This window comes from Puia dinghuensis (assembly GCF_014642875.1).
Lineage (GTDB): Bacteria > Bacteroidota > Bacteroidia > Chitinophagales > Chitinophagaceae > Puia > Puia dinghuensis.
Window position 1 is genome coordinate 390361 of record NZ_BMJC01000004.1, and the last position, 22255, is coordinate 412615.

At 52.3% G+C, this 22255-nt stretch carries 18 protein-coding genes; 13 read left to right on the forward strand and 5 right to left on the reverse strand.

Annotated features, from left to right (window positions below):
- The first annotated feature begins 47 nt into the window (after positions 1-47).
- The gene (locus tag IEY39_RS19515; RefSeq protein ID WP_188934713.1) at positions 48-206 is read left to right on the forward strand and encodes a hypothetical protein; all 159 of its coding nucleotides are present in this window, start codon (positions 48-50) and stop codon (positions 204-206) included.
- On the opposite strand, the gene IEY39_RS19520 is transcribed toward IEY39_RS19515, so the two are convergent.
- Complete coding sequence (locus IEY39_RS19520) at positions 203-5689, reverse strand: AAA domain-containing protein (protein WP_188934714.1); 5487 nt, start codon at positions 5687-5689, stop codon at positions 203-205. The genes IEY39_RS19515 and IEY39_RS19520 overlap by 4 nt on opposite strands.
- Complete coding sequence (locus IEY39_RS19525) at positions 5679-6893, reverse strand: M48 family metalloprotease (protein WP_188934716.1); 1215 nt, start codon at positions 6891-6893, stop codon at positions 5679-5681. The genes IEY39_RS19520 and IEY39_RS19525 overlap by 11 nt, the downstream gene beginning before the upstream one ends.
- A 38-nt stretch (positions 6894-6931) precedes the next feature.
- Here IEY39_RS19525 and IEY39_RS19530 point away from each other — a divergent pair, with 38 nt between their 5' ends.
- From IEY39_RS19530 to IEY39_RS19540, 3 genes are all read left to right on the forward strand, one after another.
- A complete protein-coding gene (locus IEY39_RS19530; protein ID WP_188934718.1) occupies positions 6932-9277 on the forward strand; it encodes an ATP-dependent helicase in 2346 nt (781 codons plus the stop codon).
- 174 nt (positions 9278-9451) lie between these two features.
- A complete protein-coding gene (locus IEY39_RS19535) occupies positions 9452-10024 on the forward strand; it encodes a transposase (protein ID WP_188934720.1) in 573 nt (190 codons plus the stop codon).
- Positions 10025-10175: 151 nt separating this feature from the next.
- Positions 10176-10769 carry a transposase gene (locus tag IEY39_RS19540; RefSeq protein WP_188934722.1) on the forward strand — a complete coding sequence of 198 codons (594 nt, stop codon included), beginning with the start codon at positions 10176-10178 and terminating at the stop codon, positions 10767-10769.
- Here the strand turns inward: IEY39_RS19540 and IEY39_RS19545 are convergent.
- A complete protein-coding gene (locus IEY39_RS19545) occupies positions 10755-11111 on the reverse strand; it encodes an arsenate reductase family protein (RefSeq protein ID WP_188934724.1) in 357 nt (118 codons plus the stop codon). The two genes, IEY39_RS19540 and IEY39_RS19545, sit on opposite strands and share 15 nt — an antisense overlap.
- 63 nt (positions 11112-11174) lie before the next feature.
- Between IEY39_RS19545 and IEY39_RS19550 the strand changes: the two genes are divergently transcribed.
- Entirely contained in the window at positions 11175-11696 is a 522-nt protein-coding gene (locus IEY39_RS19550) for an RNA polymerase sigma factor (RefSeq protein ID WP_229688995.1), read from the forward strand.
- Positions 11677-12288, forward strand: coding sequence for a hypothetical protein (locus IEY39_RS19555; RefSeq protein ID WP_188934728.1), 612 nt, complete (start codon positions 11677-11679; stop codon positions 12286-12288). Before IEY39_RS19550 ends, IEY39_RS19555 begins: the two co-directional genes overlap by 20 nt.
- Positions 12289-12311: 23 nt before the next feature.
- Here the strand turns inward: IEY39_RS19555 and IEY39_RS19560 are convergent, their stop codons facing one another.
- The gene (locus IEY39_RS19560) at positions 12312-13013 is read right to left on the reverse strand and encodes a glycoside hydrolase family 25 protein (protein WP_229688996.1); all 702 of its coding nucleotides are present in this window, start codon (positions 13011-13013) and stop codon (positions 12312-12314) included.
- 134 nt (positions 13014-13147) lie between these two features.
- Between IEY39_RS19560 and IEY39_RS19565 the strand changes: the two genes are divergently transcribed.
- The 5 genes from IEY39_RS19565 (at position 13148) to IEY39_RS19585 (ending at position 19575) form a co-directional block, all read left to right on the forward strand.
- Entirely contained in the window at positions 13148-14179 is a 1032-nt protein-coding gene (locus tag IEY39_RS19565) for a radical SAM/SPASM domain-containing protein (RefSeq protein ID WP_188934732.1), read from the forward strand.
- A 105-nt stretch (positions 14180-14284) separates the two neighbouring features.
- Positions 14285-14767 (forward strand): DinB family protein, encoded by a 483-nt coding sequence (locus IEY39_RS19570; protein ID WP_188934734.1) that lies wholly within the window; start codon positions 14285-14287, stop codon positions 14765-14767.
- A 21-nt stretch (positions 14768-14788) separates the two neighbouring features.
- Positions 14789-16819: a family 10 glycosylhydrolase gene (locus tag IEY39_RS19575; RefSeq protein ID WP_188934736.1), complete on the forward strand. Its 2031-nt coding sequence runs from the start codon at positions 14789-14791 to the stop codon at positions 16817-16819.
- A 12-nt stretch (positions 16820-16831) separates the two neighbouring features.
- Positions 16832-18052, forward strand: a complete 1221-nt coding sequence (locus tag IEY39_RS19580; protein ID WP_188934738.1) for a DegT/DnrJ/EryC1/StrS family aminotransferase — start codon at positions 16832-16834, stop codon at positions 18050-18052.
- A gap of 242 nt (positions 18053-18294) precedes the next feature.
- A complete protein-coding gene (locus tag IEY39_RS19585; protein ID WP_188934740.1) occupies positions 18295-19575 on the forward strand; it encodes a sulfatase-like hydrolase/transferase in 1281 nt (426 codons plus the stop codon).
- A 19-nt stretch (positions 19576-19594) separates the two neighbouring features.
- Here the strand turns inward: IEY39_RS19585 and IEY39_RS19590 are convergent, their stop codons facing one another.
- Entirely contained in the window at positions 19595-19807 is a 213-nt protein-coding gene (locus tag IEY39_RS19590) for a hypothetical protein (RefSeq protein WP_188934742.1), read from the reverse strand.
- A 223-nt stretch (positions 19808-20030) separates the two neighbouring features.
- Between IEY39_RS19590 and rpoN the strand changes: the two genes are divergently transcribed.
- Positions 20031-21515: an RNA polymerase factor sigma-54 gene (gene rpoN, locus IEY39_RS19595; RefSeq protein ID WP_188934744.1), complete on the forward strand. Its 1485-nt coding sequence runs from the start codon at positions 20031-20033 to the stop codon at positions 21513-21515.
- Positions 21512-22183, forward strand: a complete 672-nt coding sequence (locus IEY39_RS19600) for a hypothetical protein (protein WP_188934746.1) — start codon at positions 21512-21514, stop codon at positions 22181-22183. Before rpoN ends, IEY39_RS19600 begins: the two co-directional genes overlap by 4 nt.
- Positions 22184-22255: the final 72 nt, after the last annotated feature.

Here is a 22255-nt window from a genome sequence, read left to right on the forward strand (position 1 = left end):
TTCGTACTTTAGATTAAATTTCTGTTATCTTATAAAAAATATTATATATGGCCCTCATTCCCAACAATAAGAAGAAAAAAGACGGAAAGGCTGCCGCAGGCGCCAAGAGCAATATCCCCGGATTTCCCGCCGGAAAAGGCAAGACCAACAGCAAAGGTGTCGTAAAAAATACTCGTCTCACCGGCGGTTCCCAACGGGGGTCCTAACTAGACGGCCGGTATCCCTTTTCTATTTGTTCTTTTTCCTGCCTGTCCAGTTCTTTGCGGGCGGATTCCTCTTCGGCAAAGGTTTTTAACCTGGTCTGCCCGCGGGTGCCTGTCCTCCCCCAGCGGATGATCAGCTTATTGCCATCCGTAGCCGCCTCCCAGAAGGACCCGGCATTACCCGCCTGGTTGACCAGCCGGCGGAAAGCCAGGTGGTCATAGGGTCCGGCGGACGCGCTCTCCGGCGACATCGGAAGGTGTGGGATCGTACCATCCGATGCAGGTGCCGTGGCAGGGTGGCCAGGCTCATCTTTCAAAGCCTTCACTATCTGCTCCATTACTTTTTGCGGCTGGTGCAGCCAATCCTTGGCATAGACGGGAATAACTTTCCAGCCAAAGTTGCGCAAGATGGCGGGCCGCTGATAGTACTGCTCGATAAGATTCTCATTCCGGTAATGCCCTTCATCATCGATGAGGATGGCCAATGCATACGCCGAGTCTTCAGGCCGCCGTTTTACAGCCAGGCTGCATTTAAAGTCCGACTGCCCGATAGGTCCCGCTACTGTATAGCCAAGCGCGGTGAGCTGTTCTTTTAATTGTTCGCGGATGATGGTTGGCGTGGTTTTTACATTCCCGGTCGTTTTGTGCGGGACCAGCCCGTCGAGGATAGTTCTCACCACCCCCATGTGCCCACCGCTGATCACTTCGGCATATTGCAGGAAGCGGCGGAGGTAATTGGCGCCTTCATTATATTCATTAGTGATCTGCTCATACCGGATGCTGCTGACCACCGCCATATGTCTGCGGGCCCGGCTGAACAGGACATTCAACCGCTTCTCCCCGCCCTTTTTATTGATAGGCCCAAAATTCATCAGCATTCTATGCCGGCTGTCGGGGCCATAGCAGACACTCATGATGATGATATCCCGTTCGTCCCCCTGGATGTTTTCCAGGTTCTTGATGATAAGACCGGCATACTGGTCGTTCTCGGTGCGGTTATAGGCTTCTTCCAGCAATTGAGCGAAATGGGCGTCCTCACCGGCCAGGCTGTCGAGCGCGGACTCGATGGCATGTTGCTGTTCCTGGCTAAAGGCCACGATGCCGATGCTTTCCGGTGTCCCGCGTAGCAGCAGCTCGCGCACCAGGGCGGCGATATAGTCTGCTTCGGCAGGATTGGTCCGCTTTTCATAGACGCTGCCCGTGAGCAGATGAAAACTAATGCTCCGGTCGAAAAGACTGTTCACCTGGGCCGCGGCATCGGCAGGTCCGCTGACCCGGATAGGCGCTTTTTCCTGGTGGTGGATGGTTTTGTCCGGGATGGTCAGGAGCTCGCCTTCATAAAAAGCATGGTTGCTAAAGCTGATGAGGGTTTCGAAATGACTGCGGTAATGCCAGCTCAGCAGGGTGCTCTCCAGTTTGCGGGCTCCCTGCGCGAGCAGGCTGTCGGCATCGTCGGCCAGCCAGTCCTCGTCTTCTCCGTTGGTTTTGTCAAGGTCGTCGGGGTCGGAATGTTTCAATCCGGAAGTAAAGAAATCCGTCGGCGGCATCTGTTTCTCATCGCCAACGATGATCACCTGCCGCGAACGATAGACGGCCGGCACCCCTTCTTCTAATGTGATCTGGCTGGCTTCGTCGAAGATCACGACATCGAAAAGGTCGGCATCCAGCGGAAGGCTGTCGCTGACACTGTAGGGGCTCATCAGCCACACCGGCTTAATCGTCTTGAGCACCACTCCGCTCTCCTTCTCGGATAATTCGCGGATGCTCTTATACCGCATGCTCTTGGCGAACTCGTTCTCCAATATCTTCCGGCCTTCGGTAAAGGTCTTTTTGAATTTCTTTTGGTCCTCATTCAGCTGGCTTGCGGCTCTGCCCGCCAGCTCCAGCTGTTGCAAAAAGCGCTGACGTACAAAAGCGCGGATCAGCTGGGCGTTCAGCTGCTGCAGCGCGATATACCCTTCGCCCAATTGCAGGACGGCTTTTTCCAGCGCCTGGGCATCGATGTTGGCAAAACCCCGGTGCGACTGGTATAGTTGGTGCAGGGCCTTTTTTGCGATGGCGGCCTCGGCCTGCTTCATGCTCAACGGCAGACTCCGGAGGGTGGCTTTTATCTTGCCCGGCAGACGGGTAAAGCTTCTCAGGGCCGGCAGCCAGTCGCGGAGACCATCGGCGTTGAGCTGGATATTGAGCAGTTCGTCCTTTGTCTCGGCAAGGCTGCCGGTGGGTAGGTCCTGGAGACAGCGTTTGAGCCGGGTCTCCAGCCGGTTCAGGGGTTGGTGAAGCGCCTGCAACGAAATGACAAGGGCGGCGCCGTCCGGATGTTGCAGGAGATAGTCCAGTTCGGGATGCCCCTTTTTGCCGTGCAGGAGATCGATGCTGAGCCGCGCCGTATCGATGTTTTGATCGAGCTTGAAGCGTTGCTGCAATTGCTGCCGGGTCTGCTCCAGCTGTGCCGCGGAGCCATATTCGTTCTTTAACAGTTCTAGCAGGTGACGGCGGGACGGCTTCCCGGTATTATGCGCGGAGAAGTCATAGCTATCCTGCAGCTGGTGTTTCAGTTTCCGCCACGACCCGTTGAACATGCTAAAGAAGGCGCCTTCCTGTTTGTTCGCAAGGTCCAATGCCGGACCCACGGAATCCGCGGGAAGTTTATGTTTCCAATGCAGGTTTTCCTGTTGGGAAAGCCGGTAGGCTTCCTGTTGTTGTTGATAAAGGTCAAACTGCTCCTTCAGCTCCTTTGCCTCCGGCCGGTCGGGGTCGGCCAACGCCATATTGCCTGTGCGGGCTAACGGGTACAACAGCACGGCGAATTGCACCAGGTTCTTCAACCGCTCTGCTTCCTGTACCTGCCGGGGTTCCAGCCGGCAGGCTTTTAATAAGGTCTCCGCCTCATCCAGCGCTTGCAGGGCCTGCTGCAGGGCTTCGTCCAGGGTCTTGTGGGGGCTGTCGTCGAGAAAGATGGATTCCTGTACACGGCTGAAAGGATGCAGGGCAAATACCGCATCGGCGCCTGTTTCTTCCAGTACGGCTTCGAGCTCTGCGATCACCGCGCCGGCATCCTTCCATTCCTTGTATGATGGCAGCGCTTCTTCCTGGCGTGCGCTGAGATTTACGAGATGTTGCCGGAGAGCAATGATCTGCTCGATCAGCTCCCGGCCGGTGAGGCCGGTCTCTTTTCCTTCTTCAAGACAACGCTCATGAAATTCCCGGACAAGATCGAGATGATGGTTCATCGAATGCAGCAGGGATTCGCGGCGCGTCTTCAGCGCCGTCAGGTCAAGCTTTTGCTCGATAAAATTTTCATATGTGCTCCGCAGATTGCGGATAAACTCCCGTTTGTCTCCCTGGCTGTCATGGATATAACAACAGAGCTCTTCCAGTCCCACTTGCTTAAGCCGGTGGTAGACGACGTCGAGGGCCGCACGCTTCTCGCAGACAAAGAGGATGCTCTTCCCCCGCGCTACGAAGTCGGCGATGAGGTTGGTGATCGTCTGGCTTTTGCCCGTGCCCGGTGGTCCCTGGATGATATAACTATAACCGGCCCTGCTTTGTAAAATAGCTTTTGTCTGGGTGGGATCGGCAGTGACGACATGGTACCAGTCATCGGGCCGGTTGCCGTCAAAAGGATGTTCGGGAAAGACCCGTGGCTCCCTGCTGAAAAGCGCATCGAACGTATCATGTTGCAGCTGCCGGTCGATAACTACATTGTAGTCCTGCACCAGGCTCATCTTCTTATAATTGAAATTGCCCAGCACCATGTTGCAGACATCGAAGTCCCAGCTGTAAGGATTGCTCTCGCTTTCGGTTATCTGGTAGATGTCCCTTTCCCGGACGGGGTTTGACGGTCGCGGCTGAGGGTCTGACGGCCGGTCGTAGGGATCAGTCAAATGATCGCGGTGAGGCGTCTCAAGGTCGGTATTGACGAGGAATTCGAGGAAGCTGTGTCTGGGCTCGATGCGCTGGCGGAAAATTTCCAATCCCATGGGCTTGTAATGCTCCGGGTCATAGGTATAAGGGATCGACCGGTAACCGGGTTCCTGTCCCGGCATCCGGCGAAGCTTTCTGCGATAGTTGCTCACGGTCTGCCGGGCTTCGCTGTGGATGAGGCGGATACGCGGCTTGTCGATATAACGCAGGACAATACCCTGGTTGGCCTCTTCTATCTGGGCCTGCAGCAGCCGGTAGAACTGTTCCATGCTCATTTCATCAAGATCGACCAGATCGGGCAGCCTGATCCCATACAGATCTTTCAGCTGACCCGCGAGCACCGGGTTTACCTCGGCGGCGTTATCAAGCACTTTCAGCACATAATGATCTTCCTTTACTTTTTTATTTTTCTTCAGACTCACCGGCACCAGCAGCAGGGGGCTTTGAATCCGCTCTTTTGGATTCTCTTTGAGGTTATGCCAATTGAGAAAGGCGATCACCAGCCTTAGCTGACTGAATCCATATTCCTGAATATTCCGTTGTGACTCTACCCGCACGGCATCGAGTGATGAAGGAAGATAGCCATGATCTTCGAACCGCAGGTATTTGTTGAGCACGATCTCTTTCATCCCGATGATCTGTTCGGCTACCCCGGGATTCCAGGTAAACAGCAGTTCGGGCCGGATGCTTTGATAATGCAGCACCATCGGCACGCTGCTGACGGTGAGATTGACAAACCGCATATTGGGTTTGTAATATAACAGCCGGTTGCGTCTGGTGAGGTCGAAAAGCCGGTTGCGAAGCCTGTTGAGGATAAAGGCATCCCGTTCTTTCAATTCCTTATGCACCCAGCCGGCCACCTGGCTCAGATCGGTCTGTTTCTCGGGGTCATAGTCGCGGTAGTGCTCCAGGCGCGTGATGACATCATAAAGGTCCTGTGACCGGCGGCTCCTGTCGAGCTCTGTCATCTCCGTGATCAACCGGCCCAGGGTAGGGTGGATGCGGGGATATTGTTGGGAAGGATTGGTGCGTACCCGCAGCAGCTGGTGCAGGTCTTCGGCATCGTAAAGATCGAGGCCCATGGCCATGCTGGCGAGAATGAGCCCAAGACAGAAGATATCGGTTTGCGGATCGTGATGTCCCACCAGGTGTTCGAAGCAGCGATAGCCGGGCAGATAAGCTGCATGGCGCAGGGGCTCATGCGCATCGGTATGGATGGCAAGGTTCCCGGTCTCGGTGGTTCCTTCGCCTGTGTCGGCTTTGATATGCCATTTACCCACCACCTCGAAATGCCTGGATTGCACGCGGGGAAAGAGGGCCTCGACGCGATGAAGGGCGCTCGTCGGGGCATGTGCCAGGTTCTCATCGATATCCAATAGATCGGAGTTGACAAAGAGGGCCTCTTCTTTTTCAAACGGGGCTACCAGTCCGGCCTCATGAAAGCTCAGTACTTCCCTGAAGAGGGGCAGGACGAAGGCAATCGTGTCGTCCGTTGAATAGTCGCCTTTGTCAAAGGCGGTAGACAAGAAGCTGGCGAAAGAAATGCGATTAGATTCCATGTGATCGTTTGTATTGCTGCCATTTTTTATCTCCGAGCTGCAATTCTTTTTTACAGATGGGCTCATAGACGGCGGACAGCCCGATCTCACCGGCGAATGCCAGGGCTCTTCCCGGCAGCAACTCTTCCAGTGAGGGATCGACAAGCGCGAAATCCAGCAGAAGATAGGAAAAATAGTCTCGGATGCTGGGCTGTGCGCCGGCGAGTGCCGTGACCAACCGTTCGCGGATGTTTTCGGTGGCGCCTTCCCCGGGGTTGGCGGAAGTGTTCGTCGCAGTCGTGGCCGGCCAGGACAGATCGGGGAAATACTGGTGGGCCAGCCCAAGCACGGTGGCGCTGCGTAGTTGCTCTGGCTGGAGGAATTCGAGTAACAGGTTGCGGGTGAGAGCATGGAGCGTTGCCTGGGAAAAAAGGTCCAGCCGGTCGAGTTCGGGGCGCCCTTCGATCATCCGGGTGATGGCCTGCTCCGCTTGATCCTGCTGCTCCTGCCAGAGTCGCAGGGCGCGGGTGCGGATAAAATTTTCCGGATGAGTGGGAGTCTCCGACTGCGTGCCGGGTTCCGCCGTAAAAATGGATTCTGCCTGTGACATAAAATTGGCTGCATTCACTTCGGTGAGCCCGGTGGCGATCTTCAAAAGCCCGGTGATCACCGCATCGGTATCGCCCAGTACGGCATATGCTCCCCGGTCGCAGTAAATCTCCGTATATAGCTTGAAAAGCCGCGCGGTCTCATAATAAGGGGCTTCGCTGTTGGGATGGTTGGCGATGGCCGTAATGATCCTGTCGGCGACTTCCAGTTCTCCGTCGAGCATGGTGTACAGGCGGACATGCGTAAGCTCATGGGCGATAACGCCCAGCATTTCGGCTTCGTTCAGTCGTTCGCGGATGGCTCCGCTGAAGACGAGATGGGCTTCCTGATGGAGATAGACGATACTGGCGTTGAGTTCATCATTGGCATACTGTGCCTGGTAGGCGGTGACGGCCAGTTCGTCAAGTCCGAGTTTCTCCCTGGCCTTGTCGATCTGTGCATAAAGCGCTGCATCGGCCTCGCGGGTGAAGCGATAGGTATTCTTCAATAATTCGGTCTGAAAAGCAACTAATTGTTCTTCGCGGGTGCGGGCTGCAGCGAAAAATTCCCACGTGGGTTGCTGCTGTTTGAAGTGGTCGCGGACTTTGAGATGATAAGGTAGAGCCTCGGGTAACATAGATGACGTAAGTTAGCGGATTTAAGTAGATTTGCAGTATGCGAGATTATATTAGTGAATTGAACGACCGGCAGAAAGAAGCGGTATTGCATAAGGATGGTCCCATCATGATCGTGGCGGGCGCCGGCAGCGGAAAGACGAAGGTGTTGACGACACGCATCGCCCATCTGCTGGCCCAGGGAGTGGACGCCTTTAATATTCTGGCCCTTACGTTTACCAACAAGGCGGCAAAGGAGATGAAAGAGCGTGTGGAAAAGATCCTCGGCAACACCAATGCCCGCAACTTATATATTGGTACTTTTCACAGTGTGTTCGCCCGGGTCCTCCGCGGTGAAGCGTACCGGCTTGGCTATCCGAGCAATTTCACCATCTATGATACCGATGATGCCAAAGGAGTGCTGAAGACCGTGATCAACGAATTGAACCTGGACGACAAGCATTATAAGCCCAATACCGTCTATAACCGCATCTCTCAGGCCAAGAATAGCCTCGTCGGTCCCGTAGAATATGCAAATGACTATGCTATTCAACAGGAAGACATGCGCAGCAACCGCCCGGCCATTGCGCAGATCTATGACGCCTACGCCAAACGTTGTTTCAAAAATGGGGCCATGGATTTCGACGACCTGCTGATCAAGATGTATGAATTGTTAAAAAACTTCCCCGACGCCCTCCATAAGTTCCAGCACAAGTTCAAATACATCATGATCGATGAGTACCAGGATACCAATCCTGCCCAGTACGAGATCATAAAGTTGCTGGGCGCTGCTCATGAGAATGTCTGTGTCGTAGGAGATGACGCTCAGAGCATCTATAGCTTCCGGGGCGCAACCATCGAAAATATTCTACAGTTCCAGAAGGATTATGATGATGTTAAAGTGGTAAAGCTGGAGCAGAACTACCGCAGCACTCAAAGCATACTCAACGTCGCTAACGAAGTTATCCGAAATAATAAGGGACAGATACCCAAGAACCTATGGACGGACAACGCCACCGGCGAGAAGATCAGACTGGTGCGGCTGATGACGGACAATGAGGAAGGAAAATTCGTGGCCGATACTATCCAGGAGCAGCGGTTGCGTAATCACTACAACAACCGGGATTTCGCCATCCTCTACCGCACCAACTCGCAGAGCCGGGCCTTTGAAGAAAGTCTGCGCCGGATGGGTATTCCCTATACCATGTATGGCGGCATCAGCTTCTACCAGCGGAAGGAGATCAAGGATTTTGTCGCCTATCTGCGCATCATTGTCAATCCGCGGGATGAAGAGTCGCTGAAACGGATTATCAACTATCCGGCCCGCGGCATCGGCAAGACCACTATCGACAGGGCCGTGCTCGCCGCCAATGAGAACAATATCTATCTATGGGAAGTGTTCGAACGGGCCAGGGAATTTGGCTTCAAGGCCGGTACCCTCGAGGCGATCGAGAATTTCGTGCTCATGATCCGCAGCTTCGCCTCCATGCAGGAGAAGCATAACGCTTATGATCTGGCTTCCCATGTAGGGAAGCAGACCAACCTGGTGAAAGAGCTGTTCAACGACAAGTCCACCGAAGGCGTGGCACGCTACGAGAACATCCAGGAATTGCTCAACTCTATAAAAGAATTTACCGAACGGCCCGATGATGATGGAGTGTTGGAAACCGACACCAAGGGGTTGGGCAATTATTTGCAGCAGATAACCCTGCTGACGGATGCCGATGAGAAAGACCCCAATGCCGACACGGTAAAGCTCATGACGATACATGCTGCCAAAGGGTTGGAATTCTCCTGTGTCTTTGCGGCGGGATTGGAAGAGATGCTTTTCCCTAATGCCATGGCGATCAATACACGGGAAGAGCTGGAAGAGGAAAGAAGATTGTTCTATGTCGTCATCACCCGCGCCAAGCAAAGGTTGTGGATCACCTATGCCAACACCAGGTATCGTTTTGGCAATCTGGTACAGAATGAGCCAAGCCGTTTTATTGAAGAGATACCGTCAGAATATTTAGACCGAAGCTTTGCCGGCGGCGGCCTGCGCAATCAAAGCCCTGGCGGGCCTTCCGGCTCCGCATACGACCGGATGCATGGTGGCGGCTTTGGCAGTGCTTCACAGGCGGAAAAAAGATACGGTCCTCCGCCGGCCAAAAAAGATTCGCGCCCTTCTTATATTCCACCCAAACCGGCAGCTAAATCCATTGAGCATGTCCCCTCACCCGATTTCGTAGCAAGTGATACCTCGGGCCTGCAGGTTGGACAAAAAGTAGAACATCAGAAATTCGGATTCGGCGAAGTCGTCGGAATGGAAGGCAATGCCCACAACCCGATCGCTACCGTCAAATTCGAATTAAATGGAGAGAAGAAGATCATGCTTAACTACGCGAAACTGCGAATTGTCGAGTGAGGAAATGCAAATAATTTGCAGGAAATAATTGGAAAACTTCTCCTGCGTGGAAAGATTCTCCCGGTGGGAACAAAAAGAGAAACTTTTTTAAAGTGGAACAAAAAAAGCCTTGTTGGGACCCGCGGAAAACCTGCGCAGTTATAGATTTTAACAAAAGTTTGCTATCTTTTACGCATGACCGAAATGTACAAGATACAGCCGAAGGGATTGTATTTTGTAACCCTAACCGTAGTCGGCGGGATCGACGTATTCACTCGCTTTGAATACTGCGATTTGTTGGTGGACAACCTCAACTACTGCATCGAAAACAAACGGCTACGGGTATACGAATATGCCATCCTGCCCAGTCAGTTGTATATGATAGCGGACGTCGAACAAGGGAAAGGTAATCTTCCGAAAGTATTACGTGATCTAAAGAGCATTTCAGCCAAACAGATCCTCCGGGCTATTTCAGAACACCCTGATGAAAGCCGGAAGGAATGGCTGATGCGGCTGTTCCATTTCTTTGCCAACCGCTACCAGCACGATTCGGAACATCACTTCTGGCAGTTCGGCAACCAGCCGGTCGATCTGGAAAAGATCCTTAAAAAGGACAAACCCATGCCTACCCCCATCGACAAGCTGATGAAGGCCAAGTGGGTCGACAATCCCGAACATTATATCTATTGTAGCGCCTATCCCAGACAACGGGTAAAACTTTCCACAGTCAACGGCTTCATCGACGAGCCGCAATTGGACGAAAAGTAAGGATCGGCCGGAAAAAATAAGGGAAAATTTTGGAGCGCCCTGCAACCGAATTATCGGGTTTTTTGTAATTTAGTACACATCCCCCCCGCCCATACCTGTCTCATTTGCACCCTATTTGATAACGGCTTTTTTGTCATCAAAACGAGAGACTATGCTGTCAAACGAAAAACCGATGATCCCCCTGGATGCCTGTTATTTCCTGACGTTGAACACTGTAGACAAGATAGATGTATTTACCCGGCCGGCTTATAAGCAGGTGATCGCCGAAGCCTTGAATTATTTTATCACTACCCAGGGGCTTACCATTTATTCCTGGTGTCTGATGACCAGCCATCTCCACCTCATCGTCCGGACAAAAGAAGCAACCGCCCCCGCCTATTTTGAACGGGATTTCAAGAAATATACCACACCGGCCATCCTGAAAACCATCGAAATGGAAATGGATTTCAGGCGGGAGTGGATGCTGCAGCATTTCGAGGAATATCGCAAATCCCTACGCAAGGAGAAATTCCATCTGTGGCAAGACTGCTGCAGTCCCCTGCGCATCGATTGCTCCTCTCGCCAGTCCCTGCTCGACCGGATAGCTCATATCCACGAGAACCCCGTCAGGGAGCGGATCGTAGAGCAGCCGGAGTCCTATCTGTTCAGCAGTGCAAGGGACTATACCGCGAGGCCCGGTCTTGTCCGCGTCAGGGTAGTGCAGCAGCAAGGGCCTTTTGGAGTAAAGCTGCTATCCTCCAATTAGCGCTGTAAGCGCCGCCACCGTTTTTTTCTCACTGCCCACAAATACCTTTTTGCCCGCCACCACGACAGGGCGCTTGAGAAAGGTGTACTCTTCCAGGATCAGCCGGCGGTAGTCGGCTTCTGTCAAAACCTGGTCCTTCAACCCTAACTCTTTGTATTTGAGCGCCCTCCGGCTGAACAACGCTTCGTACGAACCTACTTTTTCCTTTAGCTCATCCAGCTGGGCAGGCGTAATGCCGGCCGTTTTTACATCCTGTAAGGTAAACCCCTTTTCCGCCGCCCCGGTTTCTTCCAGGATGCGCTGGCAGGTGGTGCAAGTGGAGAGATGATAGATCTTCTTCATGGTTGCGAATGTAATATTTTCCACGAGCCGCCGACAAATAGTATTATTGTTAAAAGCCTCGACTTGCAAGACCCGGACTTACAGGAAGCATTTATCCGGCTGGTAACCGACAACCGCGCCATCCTTTACAAGATATGCAGGATGTACGGCGCTACCTCACCCGACCGGCAGGACCTTTTCCAGGAGATCGTCATCCAGCTCTGGCGGTCTTATCCTTCCTTCAGAGGCGAGGCAAAATTCAGCACCTGGCTTTACCGGATAGCGCTGAACACGGCTATTTCCGATCTGCGCAAACAACGCCATTATATCACTTCGTTCGATCCCGACAATCTGCCCACCCAACTGAAAGATATCCCTTACAGCACGGAACGGGAAGAACAATTGCAGTCCCTTTACGCCGCCATCAACCGGCTCACGGAAGTTGAGAAAGCACTGACCATGCTCTATCTCGAGGATAAGAGCTATGCGGAGATGGAAGAGATATTGGGTATTCCCCAGAACAACCTGCGTGTGAAGATGAACCGGGTAAAAGAGAAATTACGTAAAATGACAAAGGAGGCCGTTTATGGAATTGGAAACTCTTAAGGCAATCTGGAAAGAGCAGGATGTGACGCCGGATGCAGCTGCATCCCGGGATGAGCTGCTGGCCTTGTTGCAGAAGCGGTCGCACGGCCCCATCGACCGGATGCGCCGCAACCTGCGAAAGGAGGCCGTGATAATGGCCATTACTTACAGCGGGTGTATCGTATTCTATCTTCTGGCCTTCAATGGCAGTATGTCCCGCGTGGCCTGGGTGTTTGTCGGGGTCCTGGCGTTCTATTTTGGCTATTATTACCGGAAGAACCAACTGTTGAAAAGAATGCAATGCGTAAGCTGTGAGGTCCGGTCCAACCTGGCGGGCCAGCTTAAGACCCTTCAAAAATACCTCCGCTTCTATTTCTGGTCCGGTACGCTGGCCGCACCGGTGAGCATCATTGCCGCTTTCGGGATCGCGCTTCAAAGCCGGCTGGCGGACGAACCGCCTTTTCACTGGTGGCGGGCGATTGGGCTCTTATCGGCCCTGATCGTGGTAACCACGGTCGCCACCTATTTTGTCAACCGCTGGGGCATCGACAAATTCTACGGCCGGCATGTCCGGAAATTACAAGAGCTGCTTCGGGAGATGGATGAGGGATAGACCCGCGCCTGCGCCAGCGTCCACTAATTGATCAGCAGCTTGCGGAATTCGGTGGAGTCACCGTTGAACACATCGAAATCCACCCTCGTCATGATGCCGTTGACGCGGCCGGACTCGCTATGCTGCCAGAAGTCCCAGGCCCGGTAGATGCTGGGCCGCTCTTTTTGGAGATAGTGCGCCACCCAAAGCGGATAGCCGTCGAAGTCGTCCTTGAGATATTGTTTGTAGAAATCTACATTGGTATAGATGATCGGCGTCACATGATAATAATCCTGTACAGTTTGTAACCACTCCTTGGCCCGGTCGCGCAATTTATCCCCCGGGATGCCATAGGTCTGCTCGATGTCCAGCACAGGCGGAAGATCACCCGGCTGCAGTTCGACGGAATTGATAAAATTTTCCGCCTGGGCCTTGCCGCTCTTGGTCGACAGAAAAAAGTGATAAGCACCCCTGGCCAGACCGGCATCTTTTACTTTTTTCCAGTTGCGTTTGAAATAGGCGTCTTCATTACCCAATCCTTCCGTCGCTTTTATAAAAGCAAAGCTCATCTGAACGTTACCCACCTTCATATCCCGCACCAGGTTCCAGTCGATGATCTCCTGGTATTTGGAGACATCGATGCCATGGATGGTATAATTGACGGGGACGTCGATGCCGAATTCCGCATACCGGACAAAATGAGCTCTTCTTTCCAGCAACCATTCATAAGCCGTAAAACCTAACATAACAAGCACAGCTGCAACGACAGAGAATATTAAAATTTTCCAGCCTGTATTTTTCCTAGTCTTTTTTACCATGATTTCTAACCGTTCCGGGGGTCCAAACGGGTACAAACATAATTTAGTATTTTTATACTTCCATGCCCGATTTTAATCGAAACGATACCATCAATCTCCTGTCAAAGCTCACCGCTCGGCGTATCTTCAACGGGATGAAGGTTCTTGGCAGTTATTATCTCAGCAAATGGACGAAAAAAGCTATCCAGTGGGGATACCCGGTTTCCCTTTCGTTCGAGCCGACTACCTCCTGCAACCTCCGCTGCCCCGAATGCCCCAGCGGCCTGCGCGCCTTCACCCGGCCCACGGGTATGCTGGAGGATGGCTTCTTTCGCCAGACCATCGACCAGCTGTCCAAAGACCTGCTCTATCTTATCTTCTATTTCCAGGGGGAACCCTACCTCAACCCCTCCTTCCTCGACATGGTGGCCTATGCCTCCGGCAAAGGTATCTATACCGCCACTTCGACAAACGCGCACTATCTCAACGATCGCAATGCGAAGCGGACAGTGGAAAGCGGCCTCGACCGGCTGATCATTTCCATCGACGGCACCACGCAGGAAGTCTACGAACAATACCGGGTGGGCGGCCGGTTGGAGAAAGTGCTGGAAGGCGCACGCAACATCGTCAAATGGAAAAAAGAATTAAAGAGCAAGACCCCCTTCATTTTCTTCCAGTTCCTCGTTGTCCGGCCAAACGAACACCAGATGGAGGATATCCGCCGGCTGGCAAAAGAGATCGGTGTCGACCAGGTTCGTTTCAAGACGGCGCAGGTGTATGACTATGTCAACGACCCAAACGGTCTGATCCCCGTCAACGAAAGATACAGCCGCTATCGTAAAGAGAAGGATGGCAGCACCGTTTTTAAGAATTCCTTGGACAATCATTGCTGGCGGCTCTGGCATGCCACGGTGATCACCTGGGATGGGCTGGTGGTGCCTTGTTGCTTTGATAAGGATGCCGAACACCCGCTTGGCGACCTGAAAGGAAAGCCGTTCAGGGAGGTTTGGCATAACGACCGCTATGTCGAGTTCAGGCGCCAGATACTCCAAAGCCGCAAGAACATCGATATTTGCGCCAACTGCAGCGAGGGAACAAGAGTGTGGGGAGATTAATATGTGCCAGAAATGCCCTTTGGGAAAAATAGGGCATTTCCGGCAAACCGCTAATGTCTGTCCTTCGGACAAGCCGCCTCCGGCGACTTAAATAAAATATATCGTATGTTTTTATCCGCTTCCATCCGGGCACGCCTGCGCTATCAACACCAGACCATCCGGGAACTCATCGGCCACCTGACGGAACAACAGCTAAAGCGACGCATCAACCCCGACAAATGGAGCGCCTTTGAGAATATCGCTCATCTGGCCTGCTATCATCCGCTATTCCTGCATCGGATCGAAAGGATACAAAGGGAAGATACACCCTCTTTCGAAAGCTATGTTGCGGATACCGACCCGGCGTTTCCCGGATATGTCCAACAGCCGCTGTCCGGGCTGCTCGCCGGAATAGACGGCCACCGGCAAACCATTCTCACCCTACTGGAAGGCATGGACGAAGCGACCCTGCAACGGAAGGGCCGCCATGCCCGTTATGGGTTGCTTACTATCCCCGGGTGGACGGAGTTCTTCCTGTTGCACGAAGCCCATCATCTTTATACAATTTTTATGCTGGTACAGGAATTGCAAAAGGATTTGGCTGAATAAAATCTGTACTTTTATATACCCATGGGACTGGAAAACGAAATAAATCAGCGTAAATTCCGCAGCGAACACCAAAAGGCCAGGATCAATATCATCTATACTTACAACTGGCTCTCTGAAAAAATAAGCTCCATGTTTGAGGACTGGGACATCACGCCCCGGCAATTCAATATCCTGCGCATTTTGCGGGGAGAGGGAAAACCCTTATCCACCTTACAGATAAGGCAGCGGATGCTTGATAAGATGAGTGATACCAGCCGCATCGTCGACCGCCTGCTGAGAAAAGGACTCGTCCGCAAAACACCCAATGGCGAAGACCGCAGGCTCGTCGACATCGTGATCACGGCAAAAGGCAGGAAACTATTGGAGAAGATCGACCCCTTCGAGGAAAATTCAGATAAGATTATGACCAACCTCACCGAAGAAGAAGCAAAGACGCTCAACGGGCTGCTCGACAAGCTCAGGAATACGGCATGCCTGGTGCTTTTTGTGGCAGCAACCGCCTTATGCATCCCAATGCCTTCGGTTGCTCAAACGGCGGCTGCTGCAGGCGCTGTTGCGCAAAGTCCAAAATATGAGTTCCGCGCCGCCTGGGTGGCTTCCGTGGACAATATCGACTGGCCTTCCAAAAAGGGCCTTCCCGTCGACAGCCAGAAAGTAGAGTTTACGCGGCTGCTGGATATGCACAAACGTGATGGGCTCAATGCGGTGGTGGTACAGATCAGACCGGCCGCTGATGCCTTTTTTCCTTCGCCTTATGAACCCTGGAGCGAATGGCTTACGGGTGTCCAGGGTCTCGCCCCCTCCCCCTATTACGATCCCCTTAGTTTTATGATCGAAGAGGCCCACCGGCGGGGGATGGAGTTTCACGCCTGGTGCAATCCTTACCGGGCCGTAAAATCGATCGGCAGGTCGTCGGTGGCCGCGGATCATATTACCCGCCAGCACCCCGATTGGTTTGTCCGGTTCGAGAATACGCTTTATTTCGACCCGGGAAATAAAGAAGTGCAACAATACGTCACCAAGGTGATCCGCGATATCGTCCATCGCTATGATATCGACGCCCTGCACTTCGATGACTATTTCTATCCCTATGACATCGTCGAGGGCGGCGGCAAAGGCAAGGATTTTCCCGATAATAAGACCTATGCGCTTTATGGCGGCGGGATGTCCAAGGGCGACTGGCGCCGCAGCAACGTAGACTCCGTCATCCTGATGATCAGCAGGGCGATAAAGGAAGAGAAACCCTATTGCAAATTCGGCATCAGCCCTTTTGCCATCTGGCGCAACCGGTCGCAGGACCCCGATGGCAGCGATACGCAGGGTGGCGTGACAGATTATGATAATCTCTATGCCAATATTGAACTGTGGTTGAAACAGGGGTGGATCGACTATGTTGTTCCGCAGATCTATTTCGACTTCGACCACCCGCGAGCTCCCTATGGCGCGTTGCTGGATTGGTGGGCGCACCATAGTTATGGCAAACAATGCTACATCGGGCTTGGCATCTATAAGGCCTTCGAAAGGATTGCGGCCTGGCATGATCCGACCCAGCTGCCCCGGCAGATCCAGGCGCTGCGTACCTATCCCACCGTTCAGGGCGCCGTCTATTTCAGCAGCAGCTCTTTTGACACAGACCCTTTCGGCTGGTGTGACAGCCTGCAAAATAATTACTACAGCTATCCCGCCCTTATCCCGCCGATGCCGTGGATCGATTCGACAAAACCCCATGAGCCGCTTTGCCATATCGAATATAATCGTAAAGATGGCACCGGGACGGCCTGGCTTTCCAAGGGGGCGCCGGATGATTCGTTGCGGGGTTTCGCCATCTATGAGTCGGACTTGGAGACGGTGAACATCGACTCCATACACATTTCTGACTTTGTCCCCTATGACCCGGTGGCCGGCTATACCATCCATGGGAGCACCGGGGAGGAAAAAGGGCCCACGCACTATTACTTTGTCACGGCAATCAGCCGCAATAATGTCGAAAGCCGGCCGGTTCCGCTCATTTTTTCTAATTTTACAACTTCAACGGGGCAGCTAGCCCCATAAAAACAGATTTATATGCCTGGTTTCGAATTATTCGGCCCTGAAGAACGTAAAGAGATCAATGATGTGATGGATACCGGTATCCTGATGCGGTATGGCTTTGACGGTCCCCGCAAGGGTATCTGGAAATCGAAAGAGCTGGAAGCCGCCATCTGCTCCACCCTTGGCTGCGAGTTTGCCCAGCTTACCTCGAGTGGAACATCGGCCCTCTCCACCGCCCTGGCCTGCCTGGGCATCGGCGTCGGTGACGAGGTGATCATGCCGACCTTTACGTTTGTGGCTTCTTTCGAATCCGTGCTTAGCGTAGGCGCCATCCCCGTCCTGGTTGACGTCGACGAGACGCTGACCCTGGCGCCTGACGCCGTCCGCCGCGCCATCACCCCCCGCACTAAATGCGTGATGCCTGTACACATGTGCGGCGCCATGGCCGACCTCGATGCCCTCGCACAGATCTGCCGCGAACATAACCTCATCCTGCTCGAAGACGCCTGCCAGAGCTTTGGCGCACGGTATAAGGGTCGCGCGCTTGGCACCATCGGCCATGCGGGGACATTCTCTTTTGACTTTGTAAAGACCATCACCTGTGGCGAAGGCGGCGCCGTCATCACCAATGATAAAGACCTTTATATCAAATGCGATGGCTATACCGACCATGGTCATGACCATGCCGGCACGGACCGCGGCGCCGATCTCCATCCCTTCATCGGCTATAACTATCGCATCTCCGAACTGCATGCCGCCATCGGCCTGGCGCAGATAAAGAAGCTCGATCACTTCCTGAGCATCCAGAAAAAGAACCATAGTCAGCTAAAGGCTATATTCGCTAATGTCGCGGAGATCAGCTTCAGGCACATCCCCGATGCCGATGGCGATACCTGCACCTTCCTCAGCTGGTTCCTGCCAACAGAAGAGATCACCCGCGCCGTGGTCGCCGAACTGCGGCAGCAAAATATCCTCGCCGGCAATTTCTACTGGTTCGATAATAATTGGCACTACTTCCGCAAATGGGATCATCTCCGCAAGGCGGCGACCCTCAACAATCTCAACGAAGAGCAACGGAAGACCCTTGTTTCCCTGAAATTGGACGACTTCCCGGCCAGCGACCGCATCCTGAGCCGTTGCGTCTCCACAGCCATCGGTCTCACCTGGACGGAAGAACAGACAAAAGAGAAAGGCGAGAAGATCGTCGCAGCCATCAGGAAAGTGTTGGCCCGGGAGAAAGCGCCTGCTGCCTGACAAAAGCCGCTCGACGAAACCCATAAGATATGTTGGAAAAACTAAAACGGGTCCCTCTTTTTGTCCCCTTGATTTCCATCTTCTTTGTATTACATGGCGTACTTGAAAATTTTGGATTTATCCCGTTTCAAGATGCTTTGGTCTTACTTTGTGCCTATATAGGGTTGACGCTTTTATTGGGGGGCATATCCTGGTTATTACTCCGGGATAAACACCGCGCAGCTATCCTCGCTGCTGCCTTTATGGCTTTTTTCTTTTTTTATGAAGCGTTTATACAGGTGATGACGAAGCACTTCCCGCATCGCTTCTTTACCGGTAATTCCTTTCTCTTACTCGCCGGTCTGCTGGCGCTGATAGGAGTATTCATCTGGCTTAAAAAAACCAAAAGAAGATTTCCGCAACTTTACCTGTTCTTAAATACGACCCTGCTTGTCTATATCCTCGTCGATGCAGGTTGGCTCATCGGAAAGCTTCTATATCCTCCTGTTAATCCGCTCTCCGTGTATTCATTGGAAAAAGGGGATACTACAACCCCGTGTGCCACCTGCGCAAAACCCAATGTCTATTTTCTGCTGTTTGATGAGTATGCCAGTAGTCTTTCTCTTAAGGAACAATTCAACTATGACAATTCCTGCCTGGATAGCTTTCTGATAAAACAAGGATTTCATATAAACAAACAGAGCCGCGCCAATTATAATCTTACACCTTTCTCCATCGCCTCTGTTTTGAACATGTCCTATATTGAAGGATTAAAAGATCCTGGCCGGATAATGTCCCAGGATTACACGAATACCTATCATCTCATCCGGAATAGCAAAGTGATCAGTTTATTTTCCAGGGAAGGCTATGAAGTGAAAAATTATTCCATTTTCGACCTTGCGGGGCAACCGACAAAAGCCTGGCAATCTTTTCTCCCCTTAAAGACCAGGCTCATTACAGCAAGAACGCTGGCGGAAAGACTGAACCGGCATAGTACTTCTTTATTGGTCAGGTATCTCGGTGTCAAATATTTCGTGGTTCGGGAGTATATGAAATATTACACCGGCAATGAGGAATTTTTAAAAGCGGTAGCTTCGGAAGCAGATCAGAAGACCAGCCGGCCCAGGTTTGTATATGCACACTTTATGATGCCGCATTTTCCTTACCTGTTCGACTCATCAGGTAATCGGAGAAGCGACCAGCAGATCTATGAGGAAAAGTTCACCAATCCGGCTACATCGTATCTCAACTACCTTCCATACACGAATAAGCGGCTTGCAGCATTAGTGCTGCATATTCGTCAAAATGACTCCAACGCTGTTATTTTGTTGTGTGGAGACCATGGTTATCGCGGTTGGACAAATAAACAACCCATCCGATTTCAATTTCAAAATCTGAATGCGGTTTATTTCCCGGATCATGATTACAGCAGATGGGATGATAAAGTTTCATTTGTAAACCAATTCAGAATTGTCTTTAACCAGCTATTCGATACTAAATATCCGCTTGTGAAAGACAGCGCCATCGCGCTTAAAGAAGAGTAAGGCATGTCTTCAAGGGCGCCTACTTCCCTTCCATCTTATTTACATAATCCAGCGAGCCCAGCCGGAAGCGCAGCGGAAGACGCGTTGCTTTTTCGATGACGAGCTCTTCTTTACAGAAGAATCCGAGGTGGCAACTATAGTAGTCGGGCGACAGGGAAGTGCCGGCCATAGCCGTAAACGATAGCCGGGGAGGGACCCTGTCAGGCATGCGGCTAAAAACCAGCGGCGTCATGGGGGTAAAATAATGAGTAAAAACAATTTTATCCACCGCGAAAGGGCGCAGGGGCTGGGCGGCCACTACGCTCGTAAGTATTGAAACACATACAACAAGAAAAGTTTTTTTTCGTTGCACAAAGAGTCCCTCCTTTTTCCTTAAATTTACGGCCTGATTTTTGTGGTTCGCCCGCCTTTTTCCGGTATTGGGAAAGAGGGGCAGAGCAAAACCCCTGATACACATGTCTTTAAGTCAATCATTACAGCAAAAATTACTCCAAAAACTGTCTCCTCAGCAGATTCAGTTAATGAAATTGCTGCAAGTGCCGACGGCTAACCTGGAAGAAAGAATAAAGGAGGAGCTGGAAGAAAATCCGGCCCTGGAAGTGACTGAAGATCACGAGGATGGATTAGGAGATGAAACAAAAGATGAATTTGATTCCAAGGAAGAATATGAGGAAGCGGATGGCAGTGAAGATGAATACGATAACATCGACATCAGCGAGTATGTCAACGATGGCGACGATGAGATAGCGGATTACAAGCTCCGCGACGACAACTACCCCGATGCCGATGAGGACAGGGTAATGCCCCATAGGGTCGAAAACTCCTTCCACGACCTGCTTCTTGACCAATTAGGGATGCTGGTTGTAGACGACCGCACCCGGAGGATCGCCGAACAGATCGTTGGCAGCATCGACGATGACGGTTATCTGCGCCGGGAGACGGCTTCCATAGCCGATGACCTGGCTTTCCGGCAGAACATCGAGACCAGCGAAGAAGAGATAGAAGGGCTGATCAAAAAGATCCAGCAGTTCGATCCCGCCGGCGTCGCCGCCCGCGATCTCCAGGAGTGCCTGCTGATCCAGCTGCGCCGGAAGAAGAATGGCAGCAAGAGCGTGGACATGGCCATCGATGTGCTCACCTATTATTTCGACGAGTTCACCAAAAAGCACTACGACAAGATCCAGCGCGGGCTCAACCTCGACGACGAGCAGCTGAAGGAGGTGATCAACCAGATAATCAAGCTCAATCCAAAACCCGGCGGCGACGTCACCGAAGTGAACAAGGCGGAAAGCTATGTGATCCCCGACTTCTTCATCACGAACACCGGCGGGAAACTGGAGCTGTCCCTCAACTCCAAGAATGCACCCGACCTGCGCATCAGCGAAGGATACAAGGAAATGCTGAAGGAATACGACCGGGGCAGCAAAAAAGACAAACGCCAGAAGGAAGCGGTACTTTTTATAAAACAGAAGATAGACGCGGCGAAATGGTTTATCGATGCGATCAAACAGCGGCAGCAGACCTTGTATAATACGATGCATACGATTATGGACTACCAGCACGACTTTTTCCTCACGGGGGACGAGACGACGCTGCGGCCGATGATCCTCAAGGACATCGCCGAACGGACGGCCCTGGATATCTCTACTGTCAGCCGGGTAGCCAACAGTAAATTCGTGCAGACGGAGTTTGGAACATACCGGTTGAAGTTCTTCTTTAGTGAATCTCTTAGCACGGACAGCGGGGAAGAGGTGTCGACAAGGGAGGTGAAGAAGATACTCAGCGATCTCATCGAAGGCGAGAGTAAGAAGAAACCCCTCAGCGATGAAAAGCTGACCGAGCTGCTGCAGGACAAAGGCTATAACATCGCCCGCCGTACCGTAGCCAAATACCGAGAACAATTAAACATTCCTGTCGCAAGACTCAGGAAAGAGTTATGACCAACACCATTATAGCACCGGCCGGCGACGGCGCGGGTAAGACCTCTGGCAACCCCCTGTTGCGTGGAATGGCGCATCTATTTTCTTTTGTCTTCCACCCGCTGTTCATCACTGCCTATGTGATGGCCTTTATCATTTTTGTCCATCCCTATGCCTTTGCCGGCTTCGATCACCGGACAAAAGTGATGCGGCTGCTAAGCGTCATCCTTTGTAATACTTTTTTACCGCTGTTTGCCGTCTTCCTGCTTTGGCGGCTGCAGTTGATCAAGTCTCCGATGTTGCGTAATGAAAAGGAAAGGATCGGTCCCTATCTCATCGCGATGATCTTTTATTGGTGGACATGGCTCGTTTTTAAACGGCTTCCCGATACTCCGCCGCTTGCGGTGCAGTTCCTGCTGGGCGCTTTCCTGGCTGTTTGCGGCGGATGGGTCTGCAACATCTATTTCAAGATAAGCATGCATGGCATCGCCATGGGTGGGATGACGATGTTCTTTATTTTATTTGCCTTTCATGATGCCTATGGCTCCGGGCTGTATATCGCCGCAGCCCTGTTGTTCACCGGTCTGGTTTGTACCTCGCGTCTTCTTCTGTCGGCGCATACGCCCTTCGAGGTCTGGTCGGGGATCTTCATCGGCGTGCTGACACAATATATCGGGTGGCAATTTTAGCTTTCAACTATCGCGGCGCGGACCCGTGGTCCGCCTAGGGAAAAAAGAAAAGCCCAATCATAGGGTACGAAC